22 protein-coding genes are annotated in these 23,350 nt (G+C 70.8%); 16 read left to right on the top strand and 6 right to left on the bottom strand.

Translation table 11 applies throughout. The features are described 5' to 3' along the window. A partial coding sequence (locus ACWGKQ_RS26500; RefSeq protein WP_453294443.1) for a helix-turn-helix domain-containing protein occupies nt 1-809 on the top strand: 809 nt, incomplete at its 5' end. 248 nt (nt 810-1,057) lie between these two features. Here the strand turns inward: ACWGKQ_RS26500 and ACWGKQ_RS26495 are convergent. Further along, nucleotides 1,058-1,180, bottom strand: a complete 123-nt coding sequence (locus ACWGKQ_RS26495; protein ID WP_453294442.1) for a hypothetical protein — start codon at nt 1,178-1,180, stop codon at nt 1,058-1,060. Nucleotides 1,181-1,361: 181 nt separating this feature from the next. On the opposite strand from ACWGKQ_RS26495, the gene ACWGKQ_RS26490 reads away from it, so the two are divergent. The 4 genes from ACWGKQ_RS26490 to ACWGKQ_RS26475 all read left to right on the top strand — a co-directional run bounded on the left by ACWGKQ_RS26490 (nt 1,362) and on the right by ACWGKQ_RS26475 (nt 5,213). After that, nucleotides 1,362-2,966 carry a bifunctional 3-(3-hydroxy-phenyl)propionate/3-hydroxycinnamic acid hydroxylase gene (locus tag ACWGKQ_RS26490; protein WP_453294441.1) on the top strand — a complete coding sequence of 535 codons (1,605 nt, stop codon included), beginning with the start codon at nt 1,362-1,364 and terminating at the stop codon, nt 2,964-2,966. A gap of 8 nt (nt 2,967-2,974) precedes the next feature. Beyond that, nucleotides 2,975-3,847 carry an alpha/beta fold hydrolase gene (locus ACWGKQ_RS26485; protein WP_453294440.1) on the top strand — a complete coding sequence of 291 codons (873 nt, stop codon included), beginning with the start codon at nt 2,975-2,977 and terminating at the stop codon, nt 3,845-3,847. Then, nucleotides 3,844-4,851 carry a VOC family protein gene (locus ACWGKQ_RS26480; RefSeq protein ID WP_453294439.1) on the top strand — a complete coding sequence of 336 codons (1,008 nt, stop codon included), beginning with the start codon at nt 3,844-3,846 and terminating at the stop codon, nt 4,849-4,851. Before ACWGKQ_RS26485 ends, ACWGKQ_RS26480 begins: the two co-directional genes overlap by 4 nt. A 176-nt stretch (nt 4,852-5,027) precedes the next feature. After that, a complete protein-coding gene (locus tag ACWGKQ_RS26475) occupies nt 5,028-5,213 on the top strand; it encodes a hypothetical protein (RefSeq protein ID WP_453294438.1) in 186 nt (61 codons plus the stop codon). On the opposite strand, the gene ACWGKQ_RS26470 is transcribed toward ACWGKQ_RS26475, so the two are convergent. The 3 genes from ACWGKQ_RS26470 to ACWGKQ_RS26460 form a co-directional block, all read right to left on the bottom strand. Next, nucleotides 5,210-5,473 (bottom strand): hypothetical protein, encoded by a 264-nt coding sequence (locus ACWGKQ_RS26470; RefSeq protein ID WP_453294437.1) that lies wholly within the window; start codon nt 5,471-5,473, stop codon nt 5,210-5,212. The genes ACWGKQ_RS26475 and ACWGKQ_RS26470 overlap by 4 nt on opposite strands. 108 nt (nt 5,474-5,581) lie before the next feature. Continuing rightward, nucleotides 5,582-6,808, bottom strand: coding sequence for a glycoside hydrolase family 88 protein (locus ACWGKQ_RS26465; protein ID WP_453294436.1), 1,227 nt, complete (start codon nt 6,806-6,808; stop codon nt 5,582-5,584). Nucleotides 6,809-6,988: 180 nt separating this feature from the next. Beyond that, nucleotides 6,989-7,654, bottom strand: coding sequence for a DUF4097 family beta strand repeat-containing protein (locus tag ACWGKQ_RS26460; protein WP_453294435.1), 666 nt, complete (start codon nt 7,652-7,654; stop codon nt 6,989-6,991). 237 nt (nt 7,655-7,891) lie between these two features. On the opposite strand from ACWGKQ_RS26460, the gene ACWGKQ_RS26455 reads away from it, so the two are divergent. Further along, nucleotides 7,892-8,647 carry a helix-turn-helix domain-containing protein gene (locus ACWGKQ_RS26455; RefSeq protein WP_453294434.1) on the top strand — a complete coding sequence of 252 codons (756 nt, stop codon included), beginning with the start codon at nt 7,892-7,894 and terminating at the stop codon, nt 8,645-8,647. Nucleotides 8,648-8,717: 70 nt separating this feature from the next. On the opposite strand, the gene ACWGKQ_RS26450 is transcribed toward ACWGKQ_RS26455, so the two are convergent. After that, complete coding sequence (locus ACWGKQ_RS26450) at nt 8,718-9,503, bottom strand: DUF1932 domain-containing protein (protein WP_453294433.1); 786 nt, start codon at nt 9,501-9,503, stop codon at nt 8,718-8,720. Nucleotides 9,504-9,615: 112 nt separating this feature from the next. Here ACWGKQ_RS26450 and ACWGKQ_RS26445 point away from each other — a divergent pair, with 112 nt between their 5' ends. The 6 genes from ACWGKQ_RS26445 to ACWGKQ_RS26420 all read left to right on the top strand — a co-directional run bounded on the left by ACWGKQ_RS26445 (nt 9,616) and on the right by ACWGKQ_RS26420 (nt 15,761). Further along, nucleotides 9,616-10,287 carry a GntR family transcriptional regulator gene (locus ACWGKQ_RS26445; RefSeq protein WP_453294432.1) on the top strand — a complete coding sequence of 224 codons (672 nt, stop codon included), beginning with the start codon at nt 9,616-9,618 and terminating at the stop codon, nt 10,285-10,287. Between the two features lie 125 nt (nt 10,288-10,412). After that, nucleotides 10,413-11,354, top strand: a complete 942-nt coding sequence (locus ACWGKQ_RS26440) for a DUF6282 family protein (RefSeq protein ID WP_453294431.1) — start codon at nt 10,413-10,415, stop codon at nt 11,352-11,354. Then, on the top strand, nt 11,351-12,112 hold the full coding sequence (locus ACWGKQ_RS26435) for an ABC transporter ATP-binding protein (RefSeq protein ID WP_453294430.1): 762 nt from the start codon (nt 11,351-11,353) through the stop codon (nt 12,110-12,112). Before ACWGKQ_RS26440 ends, ACWGKQ_RS26435 begins: the two co-directional genes overlap by 4 nt. Next, nucleotides 12,109-12,975, top strand: a complete 867-nt coding sequence (locus ACWGKQ_RS26430) for an ABC transporter permease (protein ID WP_453294429.1) — start codon at nt 12,109-12,111, stop codon at nt 12,973-12,975. The genes ACWGKQ_RS26435 and ACWGKQ_RS26430 overlap by 4 nt, the downstream gene beginning before the upstream one ends. Next, nucleotides 12,972-14,009 (top strand): ABC transporter substrate-binding protein, encoded by a 1,038-nt coding sequence (locus tag ACWGKQ_RS26425; RefSeq protein WP_453294428.1) that lies wholly within the window; start codon nt 12,972-12,974, stop codon nt 14,007-14,009. The genes ACWGKQ_RS26430 and ACWGKQ_RS26425 overlap by 4 nt, the downstream gene beginning before the upstream one ends. A gap of 144 nt (nt 14,010-14,153) precedes the next feature. Next, nucleotides 14,154-15,761 carry a thiamine pyrophosphate-binding protein gene (locus tag ACWGKQ_RS26420; protein WP_453294427.1) on the top strand — a complete coding sequence of 536 codons (1,608 nt, stop codon included), beginning with the start codon at nt 14,154-14,156 and terminating at the stop codon, nt 15,759-15,761. 60 nt (nt 15,762-15,821) lie between these two features. On the opposite strand, the gene ACWGKQ_RS26415 is transcribed toward ACWGKQ_RS26420, so the two are convergent. After that, nucleotides 15,822-17,564, bottom strand: a complete 1,743-nt coding sequence (locus ACWGKQ_RS26415) for a tannase/feruloyl esterase family alpha/beta hydrolase (protein ID WP_453294426.1) — start codon at nt 17,562-17,564, stop codon at nt 15,822-15,824. Nucleotides 17,565-18,040: 476 nt separating this feature from the next. Between ACWGKQ_RS26415 and ACWGKQ_RS26410 the strand changes: the two genes are divergently transcribed. The 4 genes from ACWGKQ_RS26410 to ACWGKQ_RS26395 all read left to right on the top strand — a co-directional run bounded on the left by ACWGKQ_RS26410 (nt 18,041) and on the right by ACWGKQ_RS26395 (nt 23,254). After that, entirely contained in the window at nt 18,041-19,117 is a 1,077-nt protein-coding gene (locus ACWGKQ_RS26410) for a DUF3500 domain-containing protein (RefSeq protein WP_453294425.1), read from the top strand. Next, nucleotides 19,117-20,493 carry a HupE/UreJ family protein gene (locus tag ACWGKQ_RS26405; RefSeq protein WP_453294424.1) on the top strand — a complete coding sequence of 459 codons (1,377 nt, stop codon included), beginning with the start codon at nt 19,117-19,119 and terminating at the stop codon, nt 20,491-20,493. Before ACWGKQ_RS26410 ends, ACWGKQ_RS26405 begins: the two co-directional genes overlap by 1 nt. 86 nt (nt 20,494-20,579) lie before the next feature. Beyond that, the gene (locus ACWGKQ_RS26400; RefSeq protein WP_453294423.1) at nt 20,580-21,998 is read left to right on the top strand and encodes a lamin tail domain-containing protein; all 1,419 of its coding nucleotides are present in this window, start codon (nt 20,580-20,582) and stop codon (nt 21,996-21,998) included. Between the two features lie 140 nt (nt 21,999-22,138). Beyond that, nucleotides 22,139-23,254: a hypothetical protein gene (locus ACWGKQ_RS26395; RefSeq protein WP_453294422.1), complete on the top strand. Its 1,116-nt coding sequence runs from the start codon at nt 22,139-22,141 to the stop codon at nt 23,252-23,254. Nucleotides 23,255-23,350: the final 96 nt, after the last annotated feature.

Here is a 23,350-nt window from a genome sequence, read left to right as displayed (position 1 = left end):
CCCGGCTCGCACGACGGGCCGCCGGGCACGGGTTGGATCCGCGTAAGCCTGCGCGGGCCGACTTCCACCACCTGCTGACGGCCAAGGAAGGGATCCTGCGGCTCACAGTGGACGGGGAGCCGCTGCCGGTGCCGCCGAACGCCTGGCTTTGGATCCGGCCCGAACAGGTGTACCGCTTCGATGAGGGGCTGGAGCATGCGCTGGGCACCCTGATCCTCTTCCAGCTCGGCCTCCTCGACCCGGCCACCATCGCCGCCGCCGGCGTCGACCCGCCCTTTCCCTGGGGACTGCTGCTGCCGTCCGCGAAGGAGGCCGAGCCGGTCGAGCGGACGCTCGAACTGCTCATGGAGGCGTACAAGGAGACGGGCGCGCTGCGGCTGGACGCGCAGATCGAACTCGTCCGGCATCTGCTGGCGGCGCTCGTGCTGAGGCTGTCCCACCTCTATGACCGCGAGCGGGGTGCGTCCAGGACCAGCGAGGCGTTCCGGGCGTTCCATGCGGCGGTCGAACGCGACTTCGCCGAGAGCCGCACGGTCGCCGACTATGCCCGGGCGCTCGGGTACAGCTCGCGCACGCTGACCCGCGCCTGCCTCGCGGCGACCGGGGGTACCGCGAAGCGGTACCTGGACGACCGGATCGTCCTTGAGGCCAGGCGCCTGCTCGTCCACACCGAGCTGCCGGCCTCGGCGGTCGCCGGACGACTCGGCTTCCCCACTCCCACGGCCTTCTCGAAGTTCTTCAAGCACCACACCGGCGAAACCCCCACCGACTACCGTTCTCACGCCTTCGGGGCGGAGCTGCGAAAGTAGCGCCGTCCGCCCGACCGGGCGCTCGGCGACCGAGGCCCCCGTCGGCCCTCATCCCACTGCCCAGCGGCCCATCAGAAGCGGCAAACGTCCACGCCGGCTGACCGCCACGGTTGCGCTCCGCGTCGACCCGGATCATGGCAACGCCCCCCTGCTCGCCAAGTCACTCCAGGACGGACAGCGTCACGCACTCTCAAGGCGGCTCGGGCCATGAAGAACAAGCCGAGCTTGTTGTGTGAGCTCGGGTCGGGTCAGCGCAGCAGGGCAGCCGTGAACAGATCCCGGTGGGCCACCAGCCACGCCCGGATGCGGTCCCAGCGGTCTCGGCCACCGCCGCCAGCCGCGTCGCCGACGGTGACCGCGTCTACCTCCAAGCACTGGGCGGAGCGCGGGGTGTCCGGCGGCTCCCGTCGGACGGGCCCCTGGTTTCCGCCGCCCCGAGTACTTGACCGGCGTCGACGCCCACCTTACCGTAGCGCTTGTTCCAATTGGAGTGAGTGTTACAGCAAGAGCGTGTGAGTCGCAGGTACACAGGAACGACAGTGAGGTGGCCTGGTGGGCGAAGTCAGTGCCGGGCGTGGAGTCGACGACGGCGTCTATGACGTGGCGGTGATCGGTTACGGGCCCACAGGGGTGACCGCGGCGAATCTGCTGGGCGGCATGGGGCTGCGGGTCGTCGTGGTGGAGCGGGACGCGGAGATCTACTCCCGGGCGCGGGCGATCTCCACGGACGAGGAGGTCATCCGGATCTGGCAGCGCATCGGCCTGGCCGAGCGGCTGAAGCCGGACATGCTCGCCGAGCGGCCGCTGGACTTCGTCGACGCGCGGGGCCGCACCTTCCTCAGCGCCCGCCCGGCCCCGCGCGGCCACGGCCATCCGCCGCAGATGTTCATCTACCAGCCCGCGCTGGAGCAGGTCCTGCGCGACGGCGTCCAGCGCTACCCGAACGTGGAGGTGCTGCTGCGCCACGAGTGCCTGCGGCTGCGTCAGTCCGCGGACGGCACCGGCGTCGAGCTGACGGTCGTCGGCGCCGGCGACTCGGTACGACGGCTGCGGGCGCGGTACGTGATCGCGGCCGACGGCGGCTCAAGCCTCACCCGGGCCCAGCTGAACGTGGGGTACGAGGGGCGGACGTACGAGGACCGCTGGGTGGTCATCGACACCGAGATGCTCAAGCCGTGGCCGGACCACGACCGGTTGCGGTTCCGCTGCGACCCGGCCCGCCCGGCGGTGGACTGCCCGACCCCGCTGGGGCACCACCGCTGGGAGTTCCCGATCCTGCCGGGTGACGACGAGAAGCACCTGACCGGCGAGGACGCCATCTACTCGATGGTGTCGCGGTACGGCATCGGCCGGGACCAGATCAAGATCCTGCGGGCGACGGTGTACAGCCACCATGTGCGGTTCGCCGCCCGGTTCCGGGTGGGCCGGGTCTTCCTCGCCGGGGACGCCGCGCATGCGATGCCGCCGTGGATCGGGCAGGGCATGGCGGCCGGGGTCCGGGACGCGGCCAACCTGTGCTGGAAGCTCGCCGCCGTGCTGCGCAGCGGACTGCCGGAGTCGGTCCTGGAGTCCTACGAGGCGGAGCGCAAACCGCATGTGAAGGAGGTGACGCGGCGGGCGGTGTTCGTCGGCCGGCTCATCACCGAACGCCGGCTCCCGGTGGCCCGCCTCCGGGACACGGCGCTGCGTGCGATTCGCCCGGCGTCGGGGCTCACCTCCCGGCTGGTGGACGCCAACTGGATACCGGTCGCAGCCTATGCCGAGGGCTTCCAGGCGCGCCCGCGCACCAGGGCTTCCGGGCGCCAGATCCCGCAGCCCTGGGTGATCGGCCCCGACGGCGAGCGGGTCCGGCTGGACGACGTGCTCGGCGGCCGCTGGCTGCTGCTGCACCTCGGCCCGCCCCGCCCGCAGCCTGCCTGGGAGCGGGTCGGCGTCCCCGCCCTGGCCGTTCTGCCCGCGGGCGCACGCCCGGCCGAGGGCGCTGTCGTCGACAGCGACGGCGTGCTGCTGCCCTGGCTCGCCCGGCACCGCGTGACCACGCTCGCCCTGCGGCCCGACGCCTACGTCTACGCCGCCGCCCCCGCCGGCACCCGACTCCCTTCGCCGCCGCCCGGGTTCGCGCCCACCTCGCGACCGGCCGCCGTCTCCGCCCAGTGAGGACACCCATGGCCACGCAGACCACGCAGACCGAGATGCCGTCGATGCGGGAGTCCCTGCTCGATGTCGCGGGCAGAAAGATCTTCGTCGCGGAGACCGGTGACGGCCCGCCCGTCCTGCTCCTGCACGGCGGCGGCCCCGGCGCCTCCGGCGTCTCCAACTACACCCGGAACATCGCCGAGTTGGCCAAGGAGTACCGGGTCATCGTGCCCGACCTGCCCGGCTACGGCCGGAGCGGCAAAGGTGTCGACGGGAGTGACCCGTTCGGCTTCCTCGCCGACCACATCCGGGGCCTGCTGGACCGGCTCGGCCTGGGCAGGGCCCACCTGGTCGGCAACTCCTACGGCGGGGCCTGCGCACTGCGCCTCGCCCTGGACACCCCCGACCGGGTCGACCGCATGGTCCTGATGGGCCCCGGCGGCATCGGCACCACCCGCGCCCTGCCCACCCCGGGCCTGAACAGCCTCCTCGACTACTACTCCGGGGACGGCCCTTCGCGGCCGAAGCTGGAGAAGTTCATCCGCACCCACCTCGTCTTCAACGCGGCGGAGGTGCCCGAGTCGGTCATCGACTCCCGATACCGGGACAGCATTGACCCCGAGGTCGTCGCGAACCCGCCGCTGACCCGTCCGACGTCCCTGCGCGCCCTGTGGAAGACGGACTTCACCCGCGACCGGCGCCTGGCACGGCTGCCGGTGCCCACCCTGGTGGTGTGGGGTGCCGCGGACCGGGTCAACCGGCCCGGCGGCGGCCGGATGCTGGCCGATCGCATGCCCGACTGCGACCTGTACCTGGTGGCGAACACCGGACACTGGGTGCAGTGGGAGCGCGCCGAACTGTTCAACAGCCTGTGCGCGGACTTCCTGGCAGGCCGGCGATGACCGGGCGGCACGACGTCTTCGGGGCCGTCCACCTCGGCTACCTGGTCATCGAGACGGAGCGGTTCGCCGACTGGCGGCGGTTCGGCACCGACGCCATCGGCATGCACCACGACGACCTCGACACCGGCCTGATGCGGTTCCGCCTCGACGACCACGAGTGCCGGTTCCTGCTGCGGCGCGGTCCGGCCGAGGACGTCGTCGCCATCGGCTGGCACCTCGACGACCACACCACCTTCGAGCGGATCGAGGCCCGGGTGCGCGCCCACGGCGTCCCCGCCGTCGAGGGCAGCGCCGAGGAGGCCGGACTGCGCGGGGTCGAGCGCCTGCTCCGCTTCCCCGGCCCCAAGGGCATCACCCAGGAGATCTACACCACCCCCGTCACCTCGACGCAGCCCCTGACCATGCTCGCCTCCGGCTGGGTCACCGGCGACTCCGGGATGGGCCACGTCGCGATCACGTCCACCCGACCCGCCCTGACGCGCGGCTACTTCGCCACCGTCTTCGACGCCCGCCTGACCGACTACATCGACGAGACCATCAGCGGCGTCAAGCTCAGGATCCGCTTCCTGCGGGTCAACGAACGCCACCACTCCATCGCGATCGCTGCCGTCCGCGGGCTGCCGATCGACCCGGTCCGCACCCGCGTCCAGCACCTCAACATCCAGTGCGCGAGCCTGGACGACCTGGCGCGCAGTTACGAACGCGTCCACGAACTGGGCTTCGACATGGCCCTGTCGGTAGGTCAGCACACCAACGACAAGGAACTCTCCTTCTACGCCCGCACCCCCTCCGGCTTCGAGTGGGAGGTCGGATGGAACCCGGTCGTGGTCGACGAGACGACCTGGGAACCCAGCACCCACCAGGGCATCAGCGTCTGGGGCCACACCCCGGTCGGCCGGACCGTCCTCGGCAGACTCGACCAGTTCCGCCTCGGCACCCGCTCCCTGCTCCACCCGGAGCGGACCGTTCCCGCGCTGAGCGGAGTGGGCATCCCCGATGACTGACGGCCAGGTCCGGACCGGTCGGCTGCTCCGGATTCCTCAATTCGGCACGACAATCGTGAAAGACGGTCACAATGTGGCGATGCGGCCGGTGGTGTGGGGCGCCGGCTGTCGCGTGCTGTGAAACGAGAGTCCTGTCTTCAGGCAACGGCGTACGCTCCGCGTCGAAGGAGGGTGCCATGGCCGCTCACGCGAAAGCGATCGGGATCTGGTGGCTGGCCACGATGGCCGCCCTGACCACAGCGGTCATCGCGGTCGTCCTGGTGGTCCAGGCCGACTCCGGGGAGGCGTCCCCGCCGCCGGCGTCTCCGCTCAGCGCGCCGCCGACGAACGCGCCCGGACCGACGTCCGCCGACGGCCCCTAGGACGTGGAGCCCGTCGGCACGAAGACGCTCAGCCGATAGGTGGTCGGCCGTTCCAGCCGGCCGCAGAGAACGTCCAGGCGAGCGTTCGTCCAGTCGAACCGTTGCTCCGAGTTCCGCGGCCGGCGCAGGCGGGCCCGCCATTCCGACTCGTCCTGGGTCTCGAAGACGGTTTCCCAGCGGCCGGTGTCGGGGGCGCGGGGCGTGGGCGTCCGGCTGCTCCGGGGCCGTTGCCGGCCTGTGCTCTTCTGCCGTCCGGTCATCGGCCCAGCGTCGTCCGTCAGTTGCCGGGCGGCAAGACGATTACGGCTCACCGGCTCACCGGCTCCCCGCCGGGCCGGGGCCGCCGCGGGTGCGGTCGGCCGACCGCGTCAGACCGTGGACAGGTCGATCGCCCGGTCCAGCTCGTGCGGGCGCAGGACGCGCAGGATCGCTTCGAGGAGGTAGTAGTCGGCGTAGGGGAGGGAGATCTCGATGCCGTCCTCGGCGGGGCGGTTGCGGGTGCAGCGGGCGACGACGGCCTCGGCGCGGGTGGAGTGGGTGGTGAGGCAGGTCCGGCATACCGCGTCCAGGATTTGCAGGGCGGTGGTGCGGTAGGGACCGCTGCCGGTGGCGGCGGCCAGGTCGAGCAGTCCGCAGGCCATGACGGTTGCGGCGGAGGCGTCCTTGACGTCGTAGGGCTGCTGCGGTGCGCGATAGTCCCAGACGGGCACATGGTCCGGGCCGAGCGCCTCGACGGCGTAGTCGGCGAGCGTGCGGGCGGTGTCGAGGAACCGATGGTCGCCGGTGCGGCGGTACATGGTGGTGAAGCCGTAGATTCCCCAGGCCTGGCCGCGGGCCCAGCAGGAGGTGGGGCTGTAGCCCTGGACGGTGTTCTGGCCGATGGGGGTGCCGGTGACGGGGTCGAGGTCGTAGGCGTGCGGGGTGGACCCGTCCGGCCGCGGGAAGAGCCGCCGGGTGGTCTGCGCGTGTCCCACGGCCGCGTCCATGAAGGCGCTGTCGCCGGTCTGCCGGGCGGCGAAGACGAGCAGGTCGAGGTTCATCATCGTGTCGATGATCATGCGCCCCGCGCTGTCGGAGGTGTTGAGCGCGCCCCAGGCCCGCAGGTAGCGGCCGCGCGGGTTGTAGCGCTGGAGCAGTGAGCGCGCGGCCTGCACGGCGCCGTCCCGCCAGGACGTGTCGCCGGTCAGCCGCCAGGCGGTGACCCAGGACGGGGTGAACAGGAAGCCCAGGTCGTGTGTGCTGGTGTCGTACTGGCGGGGGGCGAGTTTCGCGGCCGACGTGAGGGCGAGGGTGCGCAGGCTGTCGTCCCCGCTGTGCAGCCAGCTCAGCCAGAGGATGCCCGGCCAGAATCCGCCGACCCAGTCGCCGTTCTGGGAGTAGACCCACTTCTCGAACTTCGTCCCGACGGGGAAGGCGCTCACCCCGGGCGCGACGGCACGTACCTTCGCCACCGCGTAGTCGGCCGCGTCGCGCAGCACCGACTCCGTCGCCGCCGGCGCCTGCCCGGTGAGCGCCTGCGCGGACTGAGGTACGGCGGCGTACGCCACCGCGGCGCCGCCTGCGGTGGCCAGCACGGCCCTGCGGGACATGTGCATGGGTGCCTTCCTCTCCAACTGGACTGGTCTGTGCGGGAGTTGAAGGAGTCTCGCATTGCCGGGCGGCTCGCGTATATACATGTGCGCAAGGTTCATATAGGTGAACGATGTGATGTGACATCCCCGAGGGGCCCGGCGCGGGTCGCCGGGCCCCTCGGGGTGCAGTATCGATCGGTGCCTCTAGTTGCTGCGGGCGGTGATGTCGCCGCGGGACGTGGTGGCGTGGATGTCGAGTTCGGTGCTGCCGTCGTTCTTGAGGGAGTTGCTGACGCGGCCGTAGCCGGTGCCGGCGTCCAGGGCGGCCGAGACGCCGGCGGCCGCGCCGACCGAGATGTCGCCGTCCTGGGTGCGGAGCAAGACCGTGCCGCGTACGGCCTCGTTGATACGGATGTCGCCCCGTGCGGTGCTGATCTCCGCCGGGCCGCCCAGTCGGCCGACCTCGATGTCGCCGTCGGTCGCGACGAGGCGGAGGCTCGCGGCCTCGTCGATCTTGATCTGGCGGTATGCGCCGTCGAAGACCACGTCCCCGAGGCGCCCGGCACCGCGCAGCTCCGTGCCGGCGGCCTTGGCCTCGACGCGGGAACCGGCGGGCAGCTGGACGGTGACCTCCACGGAGCCGGAGGGACCGAAGAGCTGGTTGCCGGGGGCGCCGGCCGCGATCCGCAGGGTGCCGTCGGCGTAGGAGACGGTGGTCTGCTCGGCCGCCTTGACGTCCCGGCTCTTGGCGGGGTCGGCGGGCAGGACCTCGACGGTGGTGTCGGCGCGGTCCGCGGCGATGAACTGGACGCGTCCGGCGGGGATGTCCAGGACGGCGGAGATCGGGGCGGGGGTGGCGAACTTCTGCATCGTGGTCTCCCGTTGGCGTTCGTTGTTTCCGACATTGAAAACGCTACGTTGCTTTCGTGGGTGTAGCAACGCGTCCGTTGCGTAAGAAGTTTATTTATGCAGCTCAACGTCAGTAAAGTGTTGCAACGGTTCTGAAAGTAACGCAACGACAGGCCTCTGATCATTGCAATGAACGTGGAGTGAACGCTATGCTCGGGGAGCCGGGGGCGCCCTCGGAGGAACAGTGAGGAGATCGCGATGCCGGGAGGCAGGCTCACTCAGCAGGAACGCCAGCAGATCGCGCTGGGGCTGGCCGACGGCCTCCCCTATGCCGAGATCGCCCGCCGCCTCGACCGTCCGACCTCGACGGTCACACGTGAGGTGATGCGCAACGGCGGCCCCACCGCCTACCGCGCCGACCTGGCGCACCGTGCCACCGAACGCCGCGCCCATCGGCGCCGGGCCGTTTCCTCCCGGGGCCCCGGGGCGGTACCTCAGCCGCACGGGCGTGACGCCGAGGCGGTGGCCGAGTACGAGGAGACGCTCACCACCGTCTTCATGCAGTCGGGTACGCCCAAGATGATGGCCAGGGTGCTGGCCTGCCTCTGCATCAGCGACGCGGCCAGCCTGACCGCTTCCGAACTCGTGCAGCGGCTCCAGGTCAGCCCGGCGTCCGTCTCCAAGGCGGTCGCGTTCCTCGAAGAGCAGGGGCTCGTCCGCCGGGAGCGCGACGAACGCCGCCGCGAGCGCTACGTCGTCGACGACGACGTCTGGTACCAGTCGATGATGGCCAGCGCCCGCGGCACCGCCCAGATCGCCGAGACCGCACGCCAGGGTGTCGCCGTCCTCGGCGCCCGCACCCCCGCCGCCGACCGCCTGGAGAACATCGCCCGCTTCCTCGACTTCGTCAGCGAGAGCATCGCCCGCGCCGCCGAGCAGGCCCGCGAAGTCCTGCACAGCAAACCCGGGACGACCTCCGGCGAGGCCGCCCGGCCGAGCCCGGACGGCGCGTAGGCGGCCACCCCGGTCGGCACGGCGGCGAAGCCTGCCCGACGCGGCGATGCGCCGGTGGCCGTGGCGATGTCTACGGTCTGGTCAGCCGGTGCAGCAGGTCGCGGCTCGCCGTGGTGACCAGCGGGGGTACGCCGAGGTCGTCGAGCATGTCGGCGGCGGCCTGCATCTCCGCCGTGCGGCGTACCGCGTGCCGGTGGCTGCCGTCCACCAGCCGGTCCAGCGTCGCCGCGTCCGCGTGCGCCAGCTCGTCGGTGATGTGCCGGCGCAGCCACTCCTCGCAGCCCGCCGCGCGCGCCGCCTCCAGCGCCTCGACGGCGGCCGCAGCCCACCCCTTGTAGAACACGCTGCGCAGCAGCTTGCGCTCGGCGGCCAGCCCGGCCGGACCGTCGAGGACGTCCACCCGCGCGCCGAGCGGCCGGAGCAGGGCGGCGCAGCGCCCGGCCGCCGCCCCCGAGGCGAGCATCGGCGTGCGCAGGCCCCGGCCCGGCACGGTGGCCATCAGGGCCACGTCGACCAGGTCGATGCCCGCGTCCGCCGCGACCTCGCCGAGCTCCCGTTTCACCGCGGGCGACGCGGTGTTGAGGTCGGCCCACAGGCAGCCGGGCGCGGTGCCGGCGAGGCCCGCGCGCAGTGCGTCCAGGGCGGCCGAGGCGCTGTTGACGCTCAGGACGAGATCGCTGCCCGCGGCCGCTTCCGCCTCGCCGCCGGTGCCGACGACACCCGGCGGCGCCGCGACCCTCGGGTCGTACCCGCGCACCCGCGCCCCCGCGGCGACCAGGTCGCCCGCGATCGCGCCGCCCGCCTCGCCCAGTCCGAGCACGGCGACACGGAGACCGGCCACGGCGGTGGAGTTCACAGGTGCCTCCCAGTTCGTGTTCATCGCCCCTGTCCGGGGCCCTCGCGGCAGGGCAGGATTGGCGACAATATCGTTGCCATTCTGATCGTTCCGTCGCGGAAAGGGGAACCACGTGTCGGCAGCACCCAACATCCCGTCCGGGTCCGACCCGGTCGTCGAGGTCATCCGCGCGGCGATCGTGCGCGGGGACTACGTGCCGGACCAGCGGCTCGTGGAGGTCGACCTGGCGGAGCAGTTCTCGGTCAGCCGCGGTGCCGTGCGCTCCGCCCTGCTCCAACTGGGCAACGAGGGGCTGGTGGAGCGCATCCCCAACCGGGGCGCCCGGGTGCGCGCGGTGCCGCTGGCCGAGGCGATCGAGATCACCGAGGTCCGGATGGTGGTCGAAGGCCTCTGCGCCGCCAAGGCCGCCCGGCGGGTGACCGACACGGAGATCGCCGAACTGCGCGAGATCCGCGCGGGGATGATCGGCGCGGTCGAGGCCGGGGAGGTCATGACCTACTCCGAGCTGAACAACCGGCTGCACCGTCGCCTCGTGGAGCTGAGCGGCCAGGCCACGGCCGGGGGAGTGCTGGAGCGGCTGCGCGGCCAGTCGGTACGGCACCAGTTCAGGCTCGCCCTGCAACCGGGGCGGCCGACCGTCTCGCTCCCGGAACACCTCGCGATCATCGACGCCGTCTGCGGCCGGGACCCGGTCGCCGCCGAGCAGGCCGCCCGGGGGCACCTCGGCAGTGTCGTCCACGCCCTGCAGAGGATCGCCAACACGGCTTCACCGCAGGCGAGTTAGCCGCCGTGTGGCATGCCGCGGGTTGTGCCCGGACAGCGGTCGGTACCGCTTTCTGCGCAACCCATTGACGCCTTCCGGGTGATTGTTGACAATCTGCGTCACCAAATTGGCGACAGGGAGGCGGCATGACCGACCGACCAGCCACCCATCCGACCCCCTCGGATGAGGCCCGCGAGCTCGTCGCGGGGGCTTACGACATCCATCTGCACATCGCACCCGACCTGATGAAGCGCCGCGTGGACGACCTGACCCTCGCGGCCCGCTTCGCCGAGGTCGGATTATCCGGCTTCGTCCTCAAGTCGCACTACGTGCCCACGACGGAACGGGCCGAGGTGGTCCGCAGGGCGGTACCCGGCTTCGCGGCGGTCGGGGCGATCACCCTCAACGGCTCGGTGGGCGGGATGAACCCGATCGCCGTGGAGATCGCCGGCCGCGGCGGGGCCCAGGTCGTCTGGCTGCCCACCGTGGACAGCGCCAACGAACGGGCCTGTACCGCGAGCAACCCCGAAGGCGCCACACCGCCCATGTGGATGCAGCTGCAGAACGAACTCCGCGACGCCGGAATGGCAGCCGACCCGGTGGACGTGGTCGGACCGGACGGCAAGGTCCTGGAGATCACCCGCCAGGTGCTCCGGGTGATCGCCGCCCACGACATGACCCTCGCCACCGGGCACCTCGGCACCGACGAGATCACCGCCGTCGTGGGCGCGGCGGTCGAGGAGGGCGTACGCCGGATCGTCGTCACCCACCCGGAGTTCACCTCGCAACGGGTGGGCGTGGCACGGCAGCGCGAACTGGCCGCCAAGGGCGCCCTGCTGGAACGGTGCTTCACCACCCCGTACACCGGCAAGGTCTCCTGGGAGCTGTGGCTGGAACACATCAGGGCCGTCGGCCCGGAGCACTCCGTGCTCTCCAGCGACCTGGGCCAGCCCTTCAACCCGCCGGTGGAGGACGGACTCCCGCTCCTCGCCGAACGGCTGCTCGCCGCGGGCTTCACCGAGCACGAGGTCCGGGTCATGGCCGTGGACAACAGCCGCTGGCTGGCCGGAGCGGTGAAGGACCGATGACCGCCGTCCTGGAACTCCGCGGGCTGAGCAAGCAGTTCGTGAAGGACGACACCGGGATCGTGGCGCTCCGCGACCTGACCCTCGGCATCGAGGAGGGCTGCTTCTTCACCGTCCTCGGCCGCAGCGGCTGCGGCAAGTCGACCATGCTGAACATGATGTCGGGGCTGATGCCCCCGACCTCGGGCCAGGTGACGTACCGGGACATGCAGGTGTCCGGGCCGCGCACCGAGGTCGGCTACCTCACCCAGTCCGACACCCTCATGCCCTGGCGCGACGTCCGCCGCAACGTCGAAATGCCCATGGAGATCAAGGGGGTTGCCGCCGGGGAACGCCGGGACCGCGCGGCGGACCTCATCGAACGGGTCGGACTCACCGGCTTCGAACGGCACTACCCGCGCGAACTCTCCGGCGGCATGCGGCGCCGCGCCAGCCTGGCCCGGATGCTCGCCGGCGACCCCGAAGTACTGCTGCTCGACGAGCCGTTCGGCGCCCTCGACGCCCAGCTCCGCTCGGTGCTCCAGGCCGAACTGCTGCGGCTGTGGCAGGGCAGCGGCCAGACCGTCGTCTTCGTCACCCACGACATCGAGGAGGCCCTGCTGCTCGGCGACCGGGTCGTGGTGCTCGGCCGGATCGGCCGGATCGTCCTCGACAAGGCGATCGACCTGCCGAGGCCGCGGGACGCCGACGGACTGCGCGTGGACCCGCACTTCGTCCGCCTGCACAAGGAGATGACGGCGGCGCTTCGGGAGGCACGGTGAACACGGTCGACGCGAAAACCCCGGCGGACCCGGAGACGGAGACGACGATCGGGCAGTCGGTCACCGTGCCCCTGAACCGCGGCTGGTGGGAACGGCACGGCGGCACCGTCGTCATCTGGGGCGGCCGGCTGGTCCTCGCCGTCGTCCTGCTGGTGGCCTGGCAGCTGTGCGCCGGGCGGGTCTTCGACCTCACCTTCACCAGCAGGCCCCTCGACGTCGTACGGCGGCTGGCCGACTGGCAGCGTCAGGGCCTGCTCTGGTCCAACACCTGGGTCACCCTCAAGGAGGTCGTCCTCGGCTTCCTGCTCGGCGCCGGGTCCGGTGCGGTCACCGGGTTCGTCCTCGCCTCCCTGCCGACCTTCTACCGTATGGTCGACCCGTTCATCGTGGCGCTGTACTCGCTGCCGAAGGTCGCCCTCGCCCCGCTGTTCATCGTCTGGTTCGGCATCGGCATGCAGATGAAGGTGCTGCTCGCCGCCGTCACCGTGTTCTTCCTGGTCTTCCTCAACACCGCCGTCGGCGTACGGGAGGTCGACCGGGGACTGATCGACGCGGTACGGCTGATGGGCGGCCGGCGCCGGGACATCGTCCTCAGGGTCGTCCTGCCCGGGGCCATGACCGGCCTGCTCACCGGACTCAAGGTCGCCGTCCCGTACTCGCTGATCGGCGCCGTGATCGGAGAACTCGTCGCCTCCAACCGGGGGCTGGGCTATCTGATCAGCGACGCGGCCGCCAACTTCGACACCGCCGGGGTCTTCGCGACGCTCGTCGTCCTCTCGGCCATCGCCACCGTCCTCAACCTGATCGTCAGCCTCATCGACCGCAGGGCCAACCGCTGGAAGCCACTGGAGGGCCGGAAATGAGACAGCGTATGGACCGCCGGCAACTCGTCAAGGGCCTGCTCGCCACCGGAGCAGTCGCCCTCACCGGCGTGGGGTGCGCCAAGTCGGGTGCCTCCACCGGGGCCGGGAAGGTCTCGGTCGGGCAGGTCAGCCAGTCGATCGCCTTCTTCCCGCTGTTCATCGCCACCAAGAAGGGCTACTTCAAGGACGAGGGCGTCAGCTTCGGCGACCCGCCGATCCTCGGCACCGGCTCCAAGGTGGCCGCCGCGCTGAAGTCCGGCAGCATCGAACTCGGCGGCTCGGTCATGACCGACGTCTTCAAACTCGCCGCGATCCAGGACGACATCCGGCTGGTCGCCGACCTGGTGGACCGGTACTACATCGACATCATCACCGGGAAGAACTTCAAGGGCGCCGCGGCCGACGCCACGCTCGACGAGCGCATCAAGTCCCTGCGCGGCCAGAAGATCGGCATCACCGGACCCGGCAGCGGCACCGAGGCGCTCGTTATCTACCTCTTCGACAAGGTGGGCCTCGACTCCAAGAAGGACGCCCAGCTGGTCAACCTCGGCAGCGAGCCCAGCGCGGCGCTCGGGGCGCTCAAGGGCGGCCAGGTCGACGCGCTGTCCTTCGCCCAGCCACTCGGCCAGCAGGCGGCGGGCACCGGCGTCGGCACCCTCTACATCTCCCCGGCCCGCGGCGACATCCCCGGCCTCGTCGACGTGGCCCACGGCGTCATCTTCACCACGCAGAGCATCCTCAAGGACAAGGCCAAGGAGGTCGCGGCCTTCCAGCGGGCACTGGTCCGGGCGAAGAAGGACATCCACGGCGACGACACGGCAGGGGTCAAGAAGCTGCTCGCCGAGTACCGCAGCGGCCTGCCCGACGCCACCCTTGACGCCCTGCTCCCGTTGCTGAGGAGCGAGATCCCGGCGACGAACGCCTTCAAACGCTCCTCCTTCGACACCGCGGTCACCTTCCACCGCTCCGCGGGCCTCATCACCAAGGATCCCGACTACGACCGGCTCGTACCGGCGAACTTGCGCGAGACGTGACCGCGGCCGACCAATCCCGGGAAGCCGGGGGTCCCGAGAAGGGAGAGGCGAGGGGGGAGGGGGATGAGGCGGGACGGAGGAAGCGGACGGGGCAAGACGGGAGAGGCGAGCGGGGACGGGACGAGGCGGGACGGGAGGGGTGGCATGGGTAGGACGGCCGGAGTGGTGGCCGAGTATGTGCGGGCCATGGGGGCGCCGTGCGTGTTCGCCTACCCGGGCGATCCGATCATCGAGCTGATGGAGGCGTTCCGGGCCGCCGGCGTCGAGGTCGTGGCCGGCAGTCGTGAGGGCACCGCCGTGTTCATGGCCGAGGCGCAGGCGATGGTGACCGGGCGGCCCGGTGTCTGTCTGTCGACGCTGGGGCCCGGTTCGACCTCGATCGTCAACGGGGTGGCCGCCGCCACCTGGGACCGGGTCCCGCTGCTGGCGATCTCGGGCCAGATCGACCCCGGCCGCGAAGACCTGGTCACCCACCAGGTGGTGGACCACAAGCTGCTCTTCTCACCCGTGGCCAAGTGGGCCGGCCGGATCGACCCCCGGTCGGTCGACGCGGTACTGCGCAAGGCGCTGCGGCTGGCCGTCGCGGAGCGGCCCGGCGCCGTTCATCTCACCGGCTCCGCCGAGGCGTTCACCGCCCCCGCGCCCGACTCCGGCATCGCGCCGCCACCGCTGGACGGTGCCGCAGGCGGTGTCCGGGTGCAGCGGGCCCCCGCCGGTCCGGACCCGGTGGCGCTGCTGCGGTCGGCCCGGCGCCCTGTGGTGCTGGCCGGCACCGCCGCGACCCGGTGCGGAGCCTCCGGCAGCCTGGTCCGGCTGGCGGAGACGGCCGGGGCACCGGTGGTGGTGTCACCGATGGCCAAGGGTGTCTTCCCGGAGGACCATCCGCTCTTCGCCGGGGTTCTCGACATGGCATGCCACCGGGTGGTGTGGGAGTGTCTGGCGGGCAGTGACCTGGTCGTCGCCGCCGGCTTCGACCCCGTGGAGCTCCTGAGGCCGTGGTCCGTGAACACGCCCGTCCTGCATGTCGACACCACGCCCAACGTCGACCAGGTCTATCCCAGCGACTGCGAACTGGTCGGGGACGTCGCGGCAAGCCTGGACTGGCTCGCCGACGGCTGGCGCGGCGAGCCCCGCTGGACCGAGGCGGACGTCGCCGCCCACCGCAGCCGGCTCCGCACGGCCTACTACGCGGGCCGGGTCGACGGCCGTCTCAATCCCACCGACGTCATCGACGTCGTCCGGGACCGTACTCCGCCCGACACCGTCGTCACCTGTGACGTCGGCTCGCACAAACTCCTCGTCGGCCAGGGCTGGCAGGCCCGCGCGCCCCGGGGCGTCCTCATGAGCAACGGCCTGTCCTCGATGGGCTTCGGACTCCCCGCGGCGATCGCCGCCCAGATGACCCTGGGTGAGGTCCCCGTCGTCGCGCTGATCGGCGACGGCGGCTTCGCCATGACCGCGACCGAGCTAGGGACGGCCGTCGCCCGCCGGCTGCGGTTGACGGTGGTGGTCTTCTGCGACGGCAGCCTCAACCGCATCGAGCTCAAACAGCGGGCCCTCGGCTACGGCAGCACGGCCACCCGGCCGGCCGACATCGACCTGATAGCACTCGCGGGCGCCATGGGCTGCGACGGCGTGCGCGTGACCACGGCGGCCGAACTGGAGAAGGCCACGACCGGCCTCGCGAACCGCACCGGACCGCTGCTCATCGAGGCCCGTATCGACCCGGCCCAGTACGAGGCCCAGTTCTAGGACGCGGACCGTCCTGATCGGGCACCGCGTGCCACGCGGTGCCCGATCACCGGCCGGGGTTCAGCTCTTGCCGGGCCGGGTCACCCACTTCCCGTCGACCCAACCGCTGACCGTCTCGTATCCGGAGCGGAACGAGCCCAGGTAGTTCACCTTCAGGTCCTTCTCGGCGGTGGACAGCTGTGCCGTGTAGCTGTCGGGGTCGTCGGCGGATCCGCCGGTGGTGTCGAGGGCAATGTAGGGGTACGGGTACACGGGCCGGGCGGCCGTCACCTTGCCGGTCCTGTCGATGGTCTGGCTGAGCAGGCTGTCCGGTGCCCGGCCCGCGGTGACCCAGTCGACGACCGCGGTGAGCGCGTCGATGCTGTCCGGGCCCTGGCCGCCGCCGCAGTGCGCCACACCCGGGAGCAGGAACAGCCGCGCGAACTCCTTGGTGGCCGCCTCGCCGCCCATCGTCCTCTCCACCGCCTTGTAGTAGGCCATCCCGGCGACGGAGGAGATGTTGGGGTCGGCCAGCCCCTGCCAGACGATCAGCTTGCCGCCGGCCGCCTTGAACGCGGAGAGGTCGGGGTCGGTGGCGTCCATCGTCCCCTCGTTCGGCTTCATCAGCTTCTTGTAGGAGACGTCTGTGAACTTGACGTCCTTCCATGACAGTTCGGGGTGTGCCTCGGGATAGAGCAGGTAGCGGACCCGTTCGTTGACGTTGGTCTGGCCGGTCGTGGAACCGGTGGCGGTGGTCGGGACGATGACCCCAGCCCAGTTCAGCTCGTTGCCGCGCAACTGCCAGCCCGGGTAGAGGAGTTCGCCGTCCTGGTCGCGGGGGCCCGAGTACAGCTTGCGTACGGTGGTGACCTGGGCGGCGGTCAGGCAGAAGTCGTCGGAGGCCGACGTCTGCCCGCTCGCACAGGCGATGCTGCCCGGGTCCCAGGTGCAGCTCAGCGGGTCCTCGATGATCCCGTCGTCGGTGGCGCCGCACGCCTTGAGCACCGCGTTGTGCAGCGGGGTGAGGTCGGCCGTGGTCAGGGTGGCGGCGCCGTCCGTGCCGGAGAACACGGCCTGGGCGTTCCAGGCGTGCTGGAAGGTGTGGGCGGTCCAGTTGTTGGCGGGGGCGCCGGCGACGATGCCGTTGAAGTCGGTCGGATAGCGCTGGGCCTCGGTCAGCGCCTCGTGACCGCCCTGCGAACAGCCGTCGTAGTAGGCCCGGGTGGTGGAGGTGCCGTAGAACCGCTTGATGATGTGCTTGGCGACGACGGCGAGTTGGTGCTCGGACTTGTAGCCGAAGTCGGCCTTCAGCGTGGGGTCGGTGCCGAAGAGACCGGAGCTCATGCTGGTGCCGTAGTGGCCCTGGTTGTCCGAGGCCACCGCGAACGCGCCGTCGGTCAGCGGCACGCAGCCCGTGGCGGCCGGGGCGCTGCCGCTGCTGACCACACCGCAGTTGCCGCCACAGCCGACCTGGAGGTAGCTGCCCTGCCAGGTCGTCGTCGGCAGCCGCAGATCGAACTGGATCTGCGGGGCGATGAGCCCCTTCACCTCACAGGCCGCCCAGTCGCCCAGGGCGTTGTCGGCGGCGGCCAGGGCGGTCGCGGACGCGATCTGCGTGGGCGCGCCCGGGATGCCGCTCAGATCGAGCCCCGTGACGGCGGAGCAGCCGATGGCGGGGGCCGTGGCGGAGGCGGTGGTCGTGCTGTCGGCCTGTGCCGAACTCCCGGTCAGCGCGCCGACGGTGCCGATCGTCAACGCCAGCACGGCGGCCAGGACCGTGGCGACATGTCGGAGGCGGATGCGTTTCCAGTGATGTGGCTGCACAGGGGGCTCCAGGGGCTCCAGGGTCTGCCAACGGTCCGGGAACACCCGGACCGCGGGGGCGGGTGAGGAGTGAAGCAGCGAGTGCGGGAGCGGCAGAAGGAGGCGGCGCCTGTGAATCCGCGTTCTGGGCATCGGCGACCGGCATACGAGCCATCACCTTGTGAACCTGCCGCGTGAAGAGGGCACATGACGCCACGTCAGGACGTGAACCCGGGCCGATCGCGACCGGGTGGCGAAACTGAAAATCTTGGCCGTGCCGCACAGTAAGACACAGGTAAATCCGAGTACCGCTCGATGGCATCCATAGCGGCGGCTGGTGGAATTTATCTCCTTCACACAACGGGCAGGGAGATCTGGCGGCTGCGTTTATGAGGACCGTTTCCAGAATTCTCTGCACATCATCTTTCGAAGGGACCGGAAAGATGCCAGAAACCCAAACTCACCGCAGGTTAAAGAGCAGGTGGAAGCGCGCCGGCGTGGCCTTCGCCGCGGGGACCGCCCTGCTCTTCGGGGGTGTCTACGTCAACGCCAACGCCGCGAGCACCCCGGGCGACTCCGCGGCCGGTGACACGTCGGCCGACGGGACCACGGCCACCACCGAGGCCGCGTCGTCCGTGTCGGACGTGGTCGACGCCGCCAACGCGTTCCTGGACACCCTGGACAGCGACCAGCAGTCCGACGTGCTCCTCGACTTCACCGAGGCGAACGCCACCGCCTGGTCGAACCTCCCGTGCGGCTCGACCTGCCGGGTCGGCATCGAGTTCAGCACCCTCAGCGACGAACAGCTGACCGCCGCCGAGGCGGTGATCGAGGCGGCCACCGGTACCGGCAGCGGCACCGGGTACGACCAGATCAGCCAGATCCTGGCGGCCGACGACAAGCTCGGCGAGACCGCCAGCGGCTACGGCAGCGGCAACTACTACCTGGCGTTCCTCGGCACCCCGAGCACGGACGGCACCTGGCAGCTGCACTTCGGCGGTCACCACCTCGCGCTGAACCTCACCTACAAGGACGGCGAGGTCGAGGGCACCACCCCGTTCTTCATCGGGGTGGAGCCGACCAGCTGGACCGGCGACGACGGCACATCGTACGCACCCCTGGCCGGGATGCACGACGGAATGGAGGACATGCTCGCCGGCCTCAGCGACGACGAACTGTCCGAGGCGAAGCTCTCCGAGTCGTTCAGCGACGTACTGCTCGGCCCCGGCGAGGACGGCGACTTCCCGGAGACAAAGGAAGGCCTCAAGGTCAGCGAACTCACCGACGACCAGCAGGAACTGGTCCTCGCGGCGATGGAGCCCTGGGTCGACGTGGCGGACGACACCACCGCCGCCTCCGTGCTCGGTGACTACCAGGCGGACCTCGACGACACCTACATCGCGTACTCCGGCAGCTCCGACCTGAGTGCCCAGGGCGACTACGTGCGCATCGACGGCCCCGGCGTCTGGATCGAGTTCGTCTGCCAGAACGGCGTGGTGTACCAGAACCAGGTCCATTACCACACCGTCTACCGGGACCACGACACCGACTACGGGGGAGAGTTCTCGTTCTGATGAACCGCCCGCCGATCTCACTGTCGCATGCGCTGCGCATGCTGGCCGGGATCGCGACGGTGGTCACGGCGGCGCTGCTTCTGGCGGCGCCGCCCGCCGCCGCGCACCCCATGCCGCACTCGGTGCTCCTGCTCGACGTGCACGAGACGTCGGTGGCCGCCGAACTGGAGCTCCCGCTCAGCGACTTCTCCCGGGCCAGCGGAGTCGACCTGGACGACGCCACCACGGCCCGGCAGCTGCCGGCACGGGAAGCCGCGATCCGCCACTACCTGGCCGCCCATGTGCACCCCACCACCCGTGGGGGCAAGGCCTGGACCGTCACCTTCGGATCCATGGGCCTGAGCCGGACCGAGCAGACCTCCACCGGTCCCTACCGCGAACTGACCGTCCGGGCCACGCTCACCCCGCCCGCCGGCGGGGACCCGCGCCGGTTCGTCCTCGACTACGACGTCATCGTCCACCAGGTCGTCACCCACACCGTCCTGGTCTCCGTCCGCCAGGACTGGGCCACCGGAAAAGTGGCCGGCGACGGCCGGCACAACGCGACCCAGGTCGGCGTCATCCGCATCGACACCCGGACGATGACCGTCGCCCCGCTCGCCGTCAACCTGGAGAACGGGAGCATCTGGAGCGGTACCTACGCCATGTTCCGGCTCGGCGCCCACCACATTCTGGAAGGCACCGACCATCTGCTGTTCCTGCTCATTCTGCTGCTGCCCGCACCCCTGCCGGCCGCCGGAAACCGCTGGCGCGGACTGACGAGCACACGGACCGCCGTCGGCCGCATCGGCCGTACCACACTGGCATTCACCGTCGGGCATTCCGTCGCGCTCGCCGTGAGTGCATTCGGGCGTCTCGACATCCCGGCCCAACCGGTCGAGGTATTCATCGCCTTCAGTATTCTCGTCGGCGCCGTCCACGCAATTCGTCCGCTTTTCCCGGGACGTGAGGCCGTGGTCGCCGGTGTCTTCGGTCTGGGACATGGACTGGCCTTTTCCCTCACCCTCGCCGAGATGCACCTTTCCACCTCCCAACTGGCGTTCAGCCTCGCGGGATTCAATCTCGGTATCGAATGCATGCAGCTCGTCCTGGTCCTGCTCGCCCTGCCGAGCCTGATCTGCCTCACCCGGCTGCGCCGGCACTCCGCCGTGCGTACCGCCTGTGCCGGACTCACCGCCGTCGCGGCCCTCGGCTGGCTGCTGGACCGCCTGGGCCTGGCCAACCCCGTCGCCCGCGTGGCGGACAGCGCGGGAACCCACACCTCCCAGCTCCTCCTCGTCCTGGTAACCGGTGCAGTGCTGGCCACGCTCTCGACGGCAGCCCCGCGCGGTCCCGGCCACCCCCGTCGATCTTGGCGGTTCGCTCACCGTTCATAACGTTCTCACCTGCGCGAAGGCAGCCGTTAGGGCCACGCCGGAAAGGTCCTGGCGGCCTGTCACAACGAAACCCCAGGACGGACTTGGTGACCGAATCACGCGTTCGCCGGTGGCGCCGCAGCCTCCGTGTTCTGCTCGTCGCCGTCGCCGGACCGACGCTCGCCGTCGGCGCCCTGACGGCGTCCCCCGCCCACGCGGCGGCGGCCGACGACATCCGGATCAACGAGGTGGTGACCACCGGGGACGTCAACGACTCCGTGGAGCTCTACAACAAGGGCACCGCCTCGGTGGATCTCTCCGGCTGGATCCTCCGGGACGACAACGACAGCTCCACGTACGCGATAGCCGCCGGGACCACGCTGGCCCCCGGCGGCTTCGTCGCCTTCGACGTGCACAACGCCTTCGGTCTGGGCTCCGACGACGAGGCACGCCTCTACCTCGCGGACGGCACCACCCTGGTCGACAGCTTCGGCTGGACCCAGCACTCCGCCCCGTCGTGGTCGCGCTGTCCCGACGGCACCGGTGCCTTCGGCTCGGCCGCGGTGACCCTCGGCGCCGCCAACGACTGCGGCTCCGGCGGGCTTTCGGCGACGGCGTGGCCGGGCGGCAGCTCGGTCGCCACCGCCGACACCAAGAACGCCTTCGGCACGGACCTGAGCGGCCTCTACCAGGAGGGGAGCGTGATGTGGGCGGCACAGAACAGCGGCAAGCTCTGGCGGCTGGTGCCGAACGGCTCCACGGCCTGGAAGGCCGACACCGCAGGCGGCTGGACGTCCGGCAAGACGCTCAAGTTCCCGGGCGGTTCGGGCACGCCCGACGACGAGGGCGTCACACTGACCGGCTCCGGTTCCAGCGGTGGCGTGTATGTGTCGAGTGAACGCAACGCCGACTCGTCCGGCACCAGCCGGCTCTCCGTCCTCCGGTACGACGTCAGCGGCACCGCCACCACGCTCACCGCCACCACCGAGTGGAACCTGACCTCCGACCTGCCGTCGGTGGGCTCCAACCTCGGCCTGGAGGGCATCACCTGGGTCCCCGACGCCACCCTGACCGCCGCCGGGTTCAGGGACGCCTCGACGGGCGCCGCCTACAACCCGGCGAACTACGGCTCGCACACCGGCGGGGTGTTCTTCGTCGGCGTCGAGGGCACCGGCATGATCTACGGCTACGTCCTCAAGGACGGCGGCACCTTCACCCGGGTCGCGTCCGTCAGCAGCGGCATGGCCGGCGTCATGGAACTCCAGTGGGAACCGCAGGCCTCCCGCCTGTGGGTGGTCTGCGACGACACCTGCTCAGGGCAGCACCGCACCATGCAGATCAACTCCTCCGGCGTCCTCGCCACCACCGCGATCTACAACCGCCCGTCCGGCATGGACAACCTGAACAACGAGGGCTTCGCCGTCTCCGGCTCCGACGCGTGCAGCGGCGGCACCAAGCCCGTGTGGTGGTCCGACGACAGCAACGACAGCGGGCACGCGCTGCGCAGGGGCACCATCACCTGCTGACGCACGCGTTCCGGTGCGCCCGGGCGCCGCTGTATCGTACCCGCGGCATCTCACGCACCACCGGAACGCAGCCTCAACTCCCTTACCGGCACGTCGACTTCACGACGTGCCGGTTCCTTTCGCCACCCCCCGGAGGAACCGTGGCAACCAGCCGCTCCCGTCGCTCCCGTGTGCCGCTGACCCGACGCAGATCCCTCGCCGTGGCGGCCGCACTCGCCGCCGTCTGCTGTGCCTGCCTCACCCGGCCGACCCCGGCCCGCGCGGACGCCGCCACCGACCGCGCGGCCCTCGCCCAGTGGTGGGCCCCGGTCAACTTCCAGGACGTCGACTCCACCGGCGAGACCGCGCTCGGCGGCAAGTCCGACTACATCACGTCGTACGACTACGACGGCGACCTCGACGGCCGCAACAACTGGGAGAACACCAGCCGGTTCCCGCTCGCGGCGCACGTGTACTACTCGGTCGTCCAGACCCCGTCCTTCTCCTACCTGCTGTACACGTTCTTCCACCCGCGCGACTGGTCGGACGGAGTCCTCGACAACTACCAGGAGGACCTCACCGAGCACGAGAACGACGCCGAGGGCGTCCTCGTCGTGGTGGCCAACGACGGCTCCGCGCACGGCCAGTTGAAGGCCGCGATCACCGTCGCGCACAGCAACTTCTACTCCTGGGTGCCCGCCGGCAGCGACTTCACGAGCGGCCAGGAGACCGTCGACGGCACGCTGAAGCTCCAGGGCGACCCGCACGACGACGGCCACGGACGCCCGTTCACGACCCAGCAGCCCAACACCCATGCCGCGTGGGCCGAGGGATACCTGTCCCAGGAGCGCAGCCAGTACGCGAGCGGCGACGGCATCGTCTACTACCCCGGCTCCACCGCCGAGGTGCCGTCCGGCTCCAACGACCGCGACGTGCAGTACACGCTGACCGACGTCTTCGCCGCCAACGGCATGTGGGCGAACCGCACCCTGACAACGTTGTTCGCGACGCCCAACAACTTCGCGGGTGACGACAGCTCCAACCCCTACGGTGCCAAGTGCGGCGCCGGCGGGGTCCTCGGCCCCGCCAACGGCGCCTGCGCCACCGACGCCGCCAATCCGCCCTGGGCCTGGGACGACGCCAACGACCTGCCCGGCCGGGGCTACCTCGCCACCGACCCCGCCGAACTCGTCTGGGACTACTTCGACTGGCCCGGCAAGCCCTCCTCGCCCGACCTCGCCTACACCTGGGACCAGTACAACGGCATCACCTCCTGACCAGGCGATCAGGGGCCGTGCGGGGCTCGACGCGCGCGATCGGGCCGGAGCTGGTGTGCTGGGTGAGGGGGCTTCGGACCGTACCCGTCGTACCCG

It is taken from the genome of Streptomyces sp. NPDC054770, from assembly GCF_053611985.1.
Note: the sequence above shows the minus strand (reverse complement) of the source record. Positions and strands in the feature narration are given on the sequence as shown.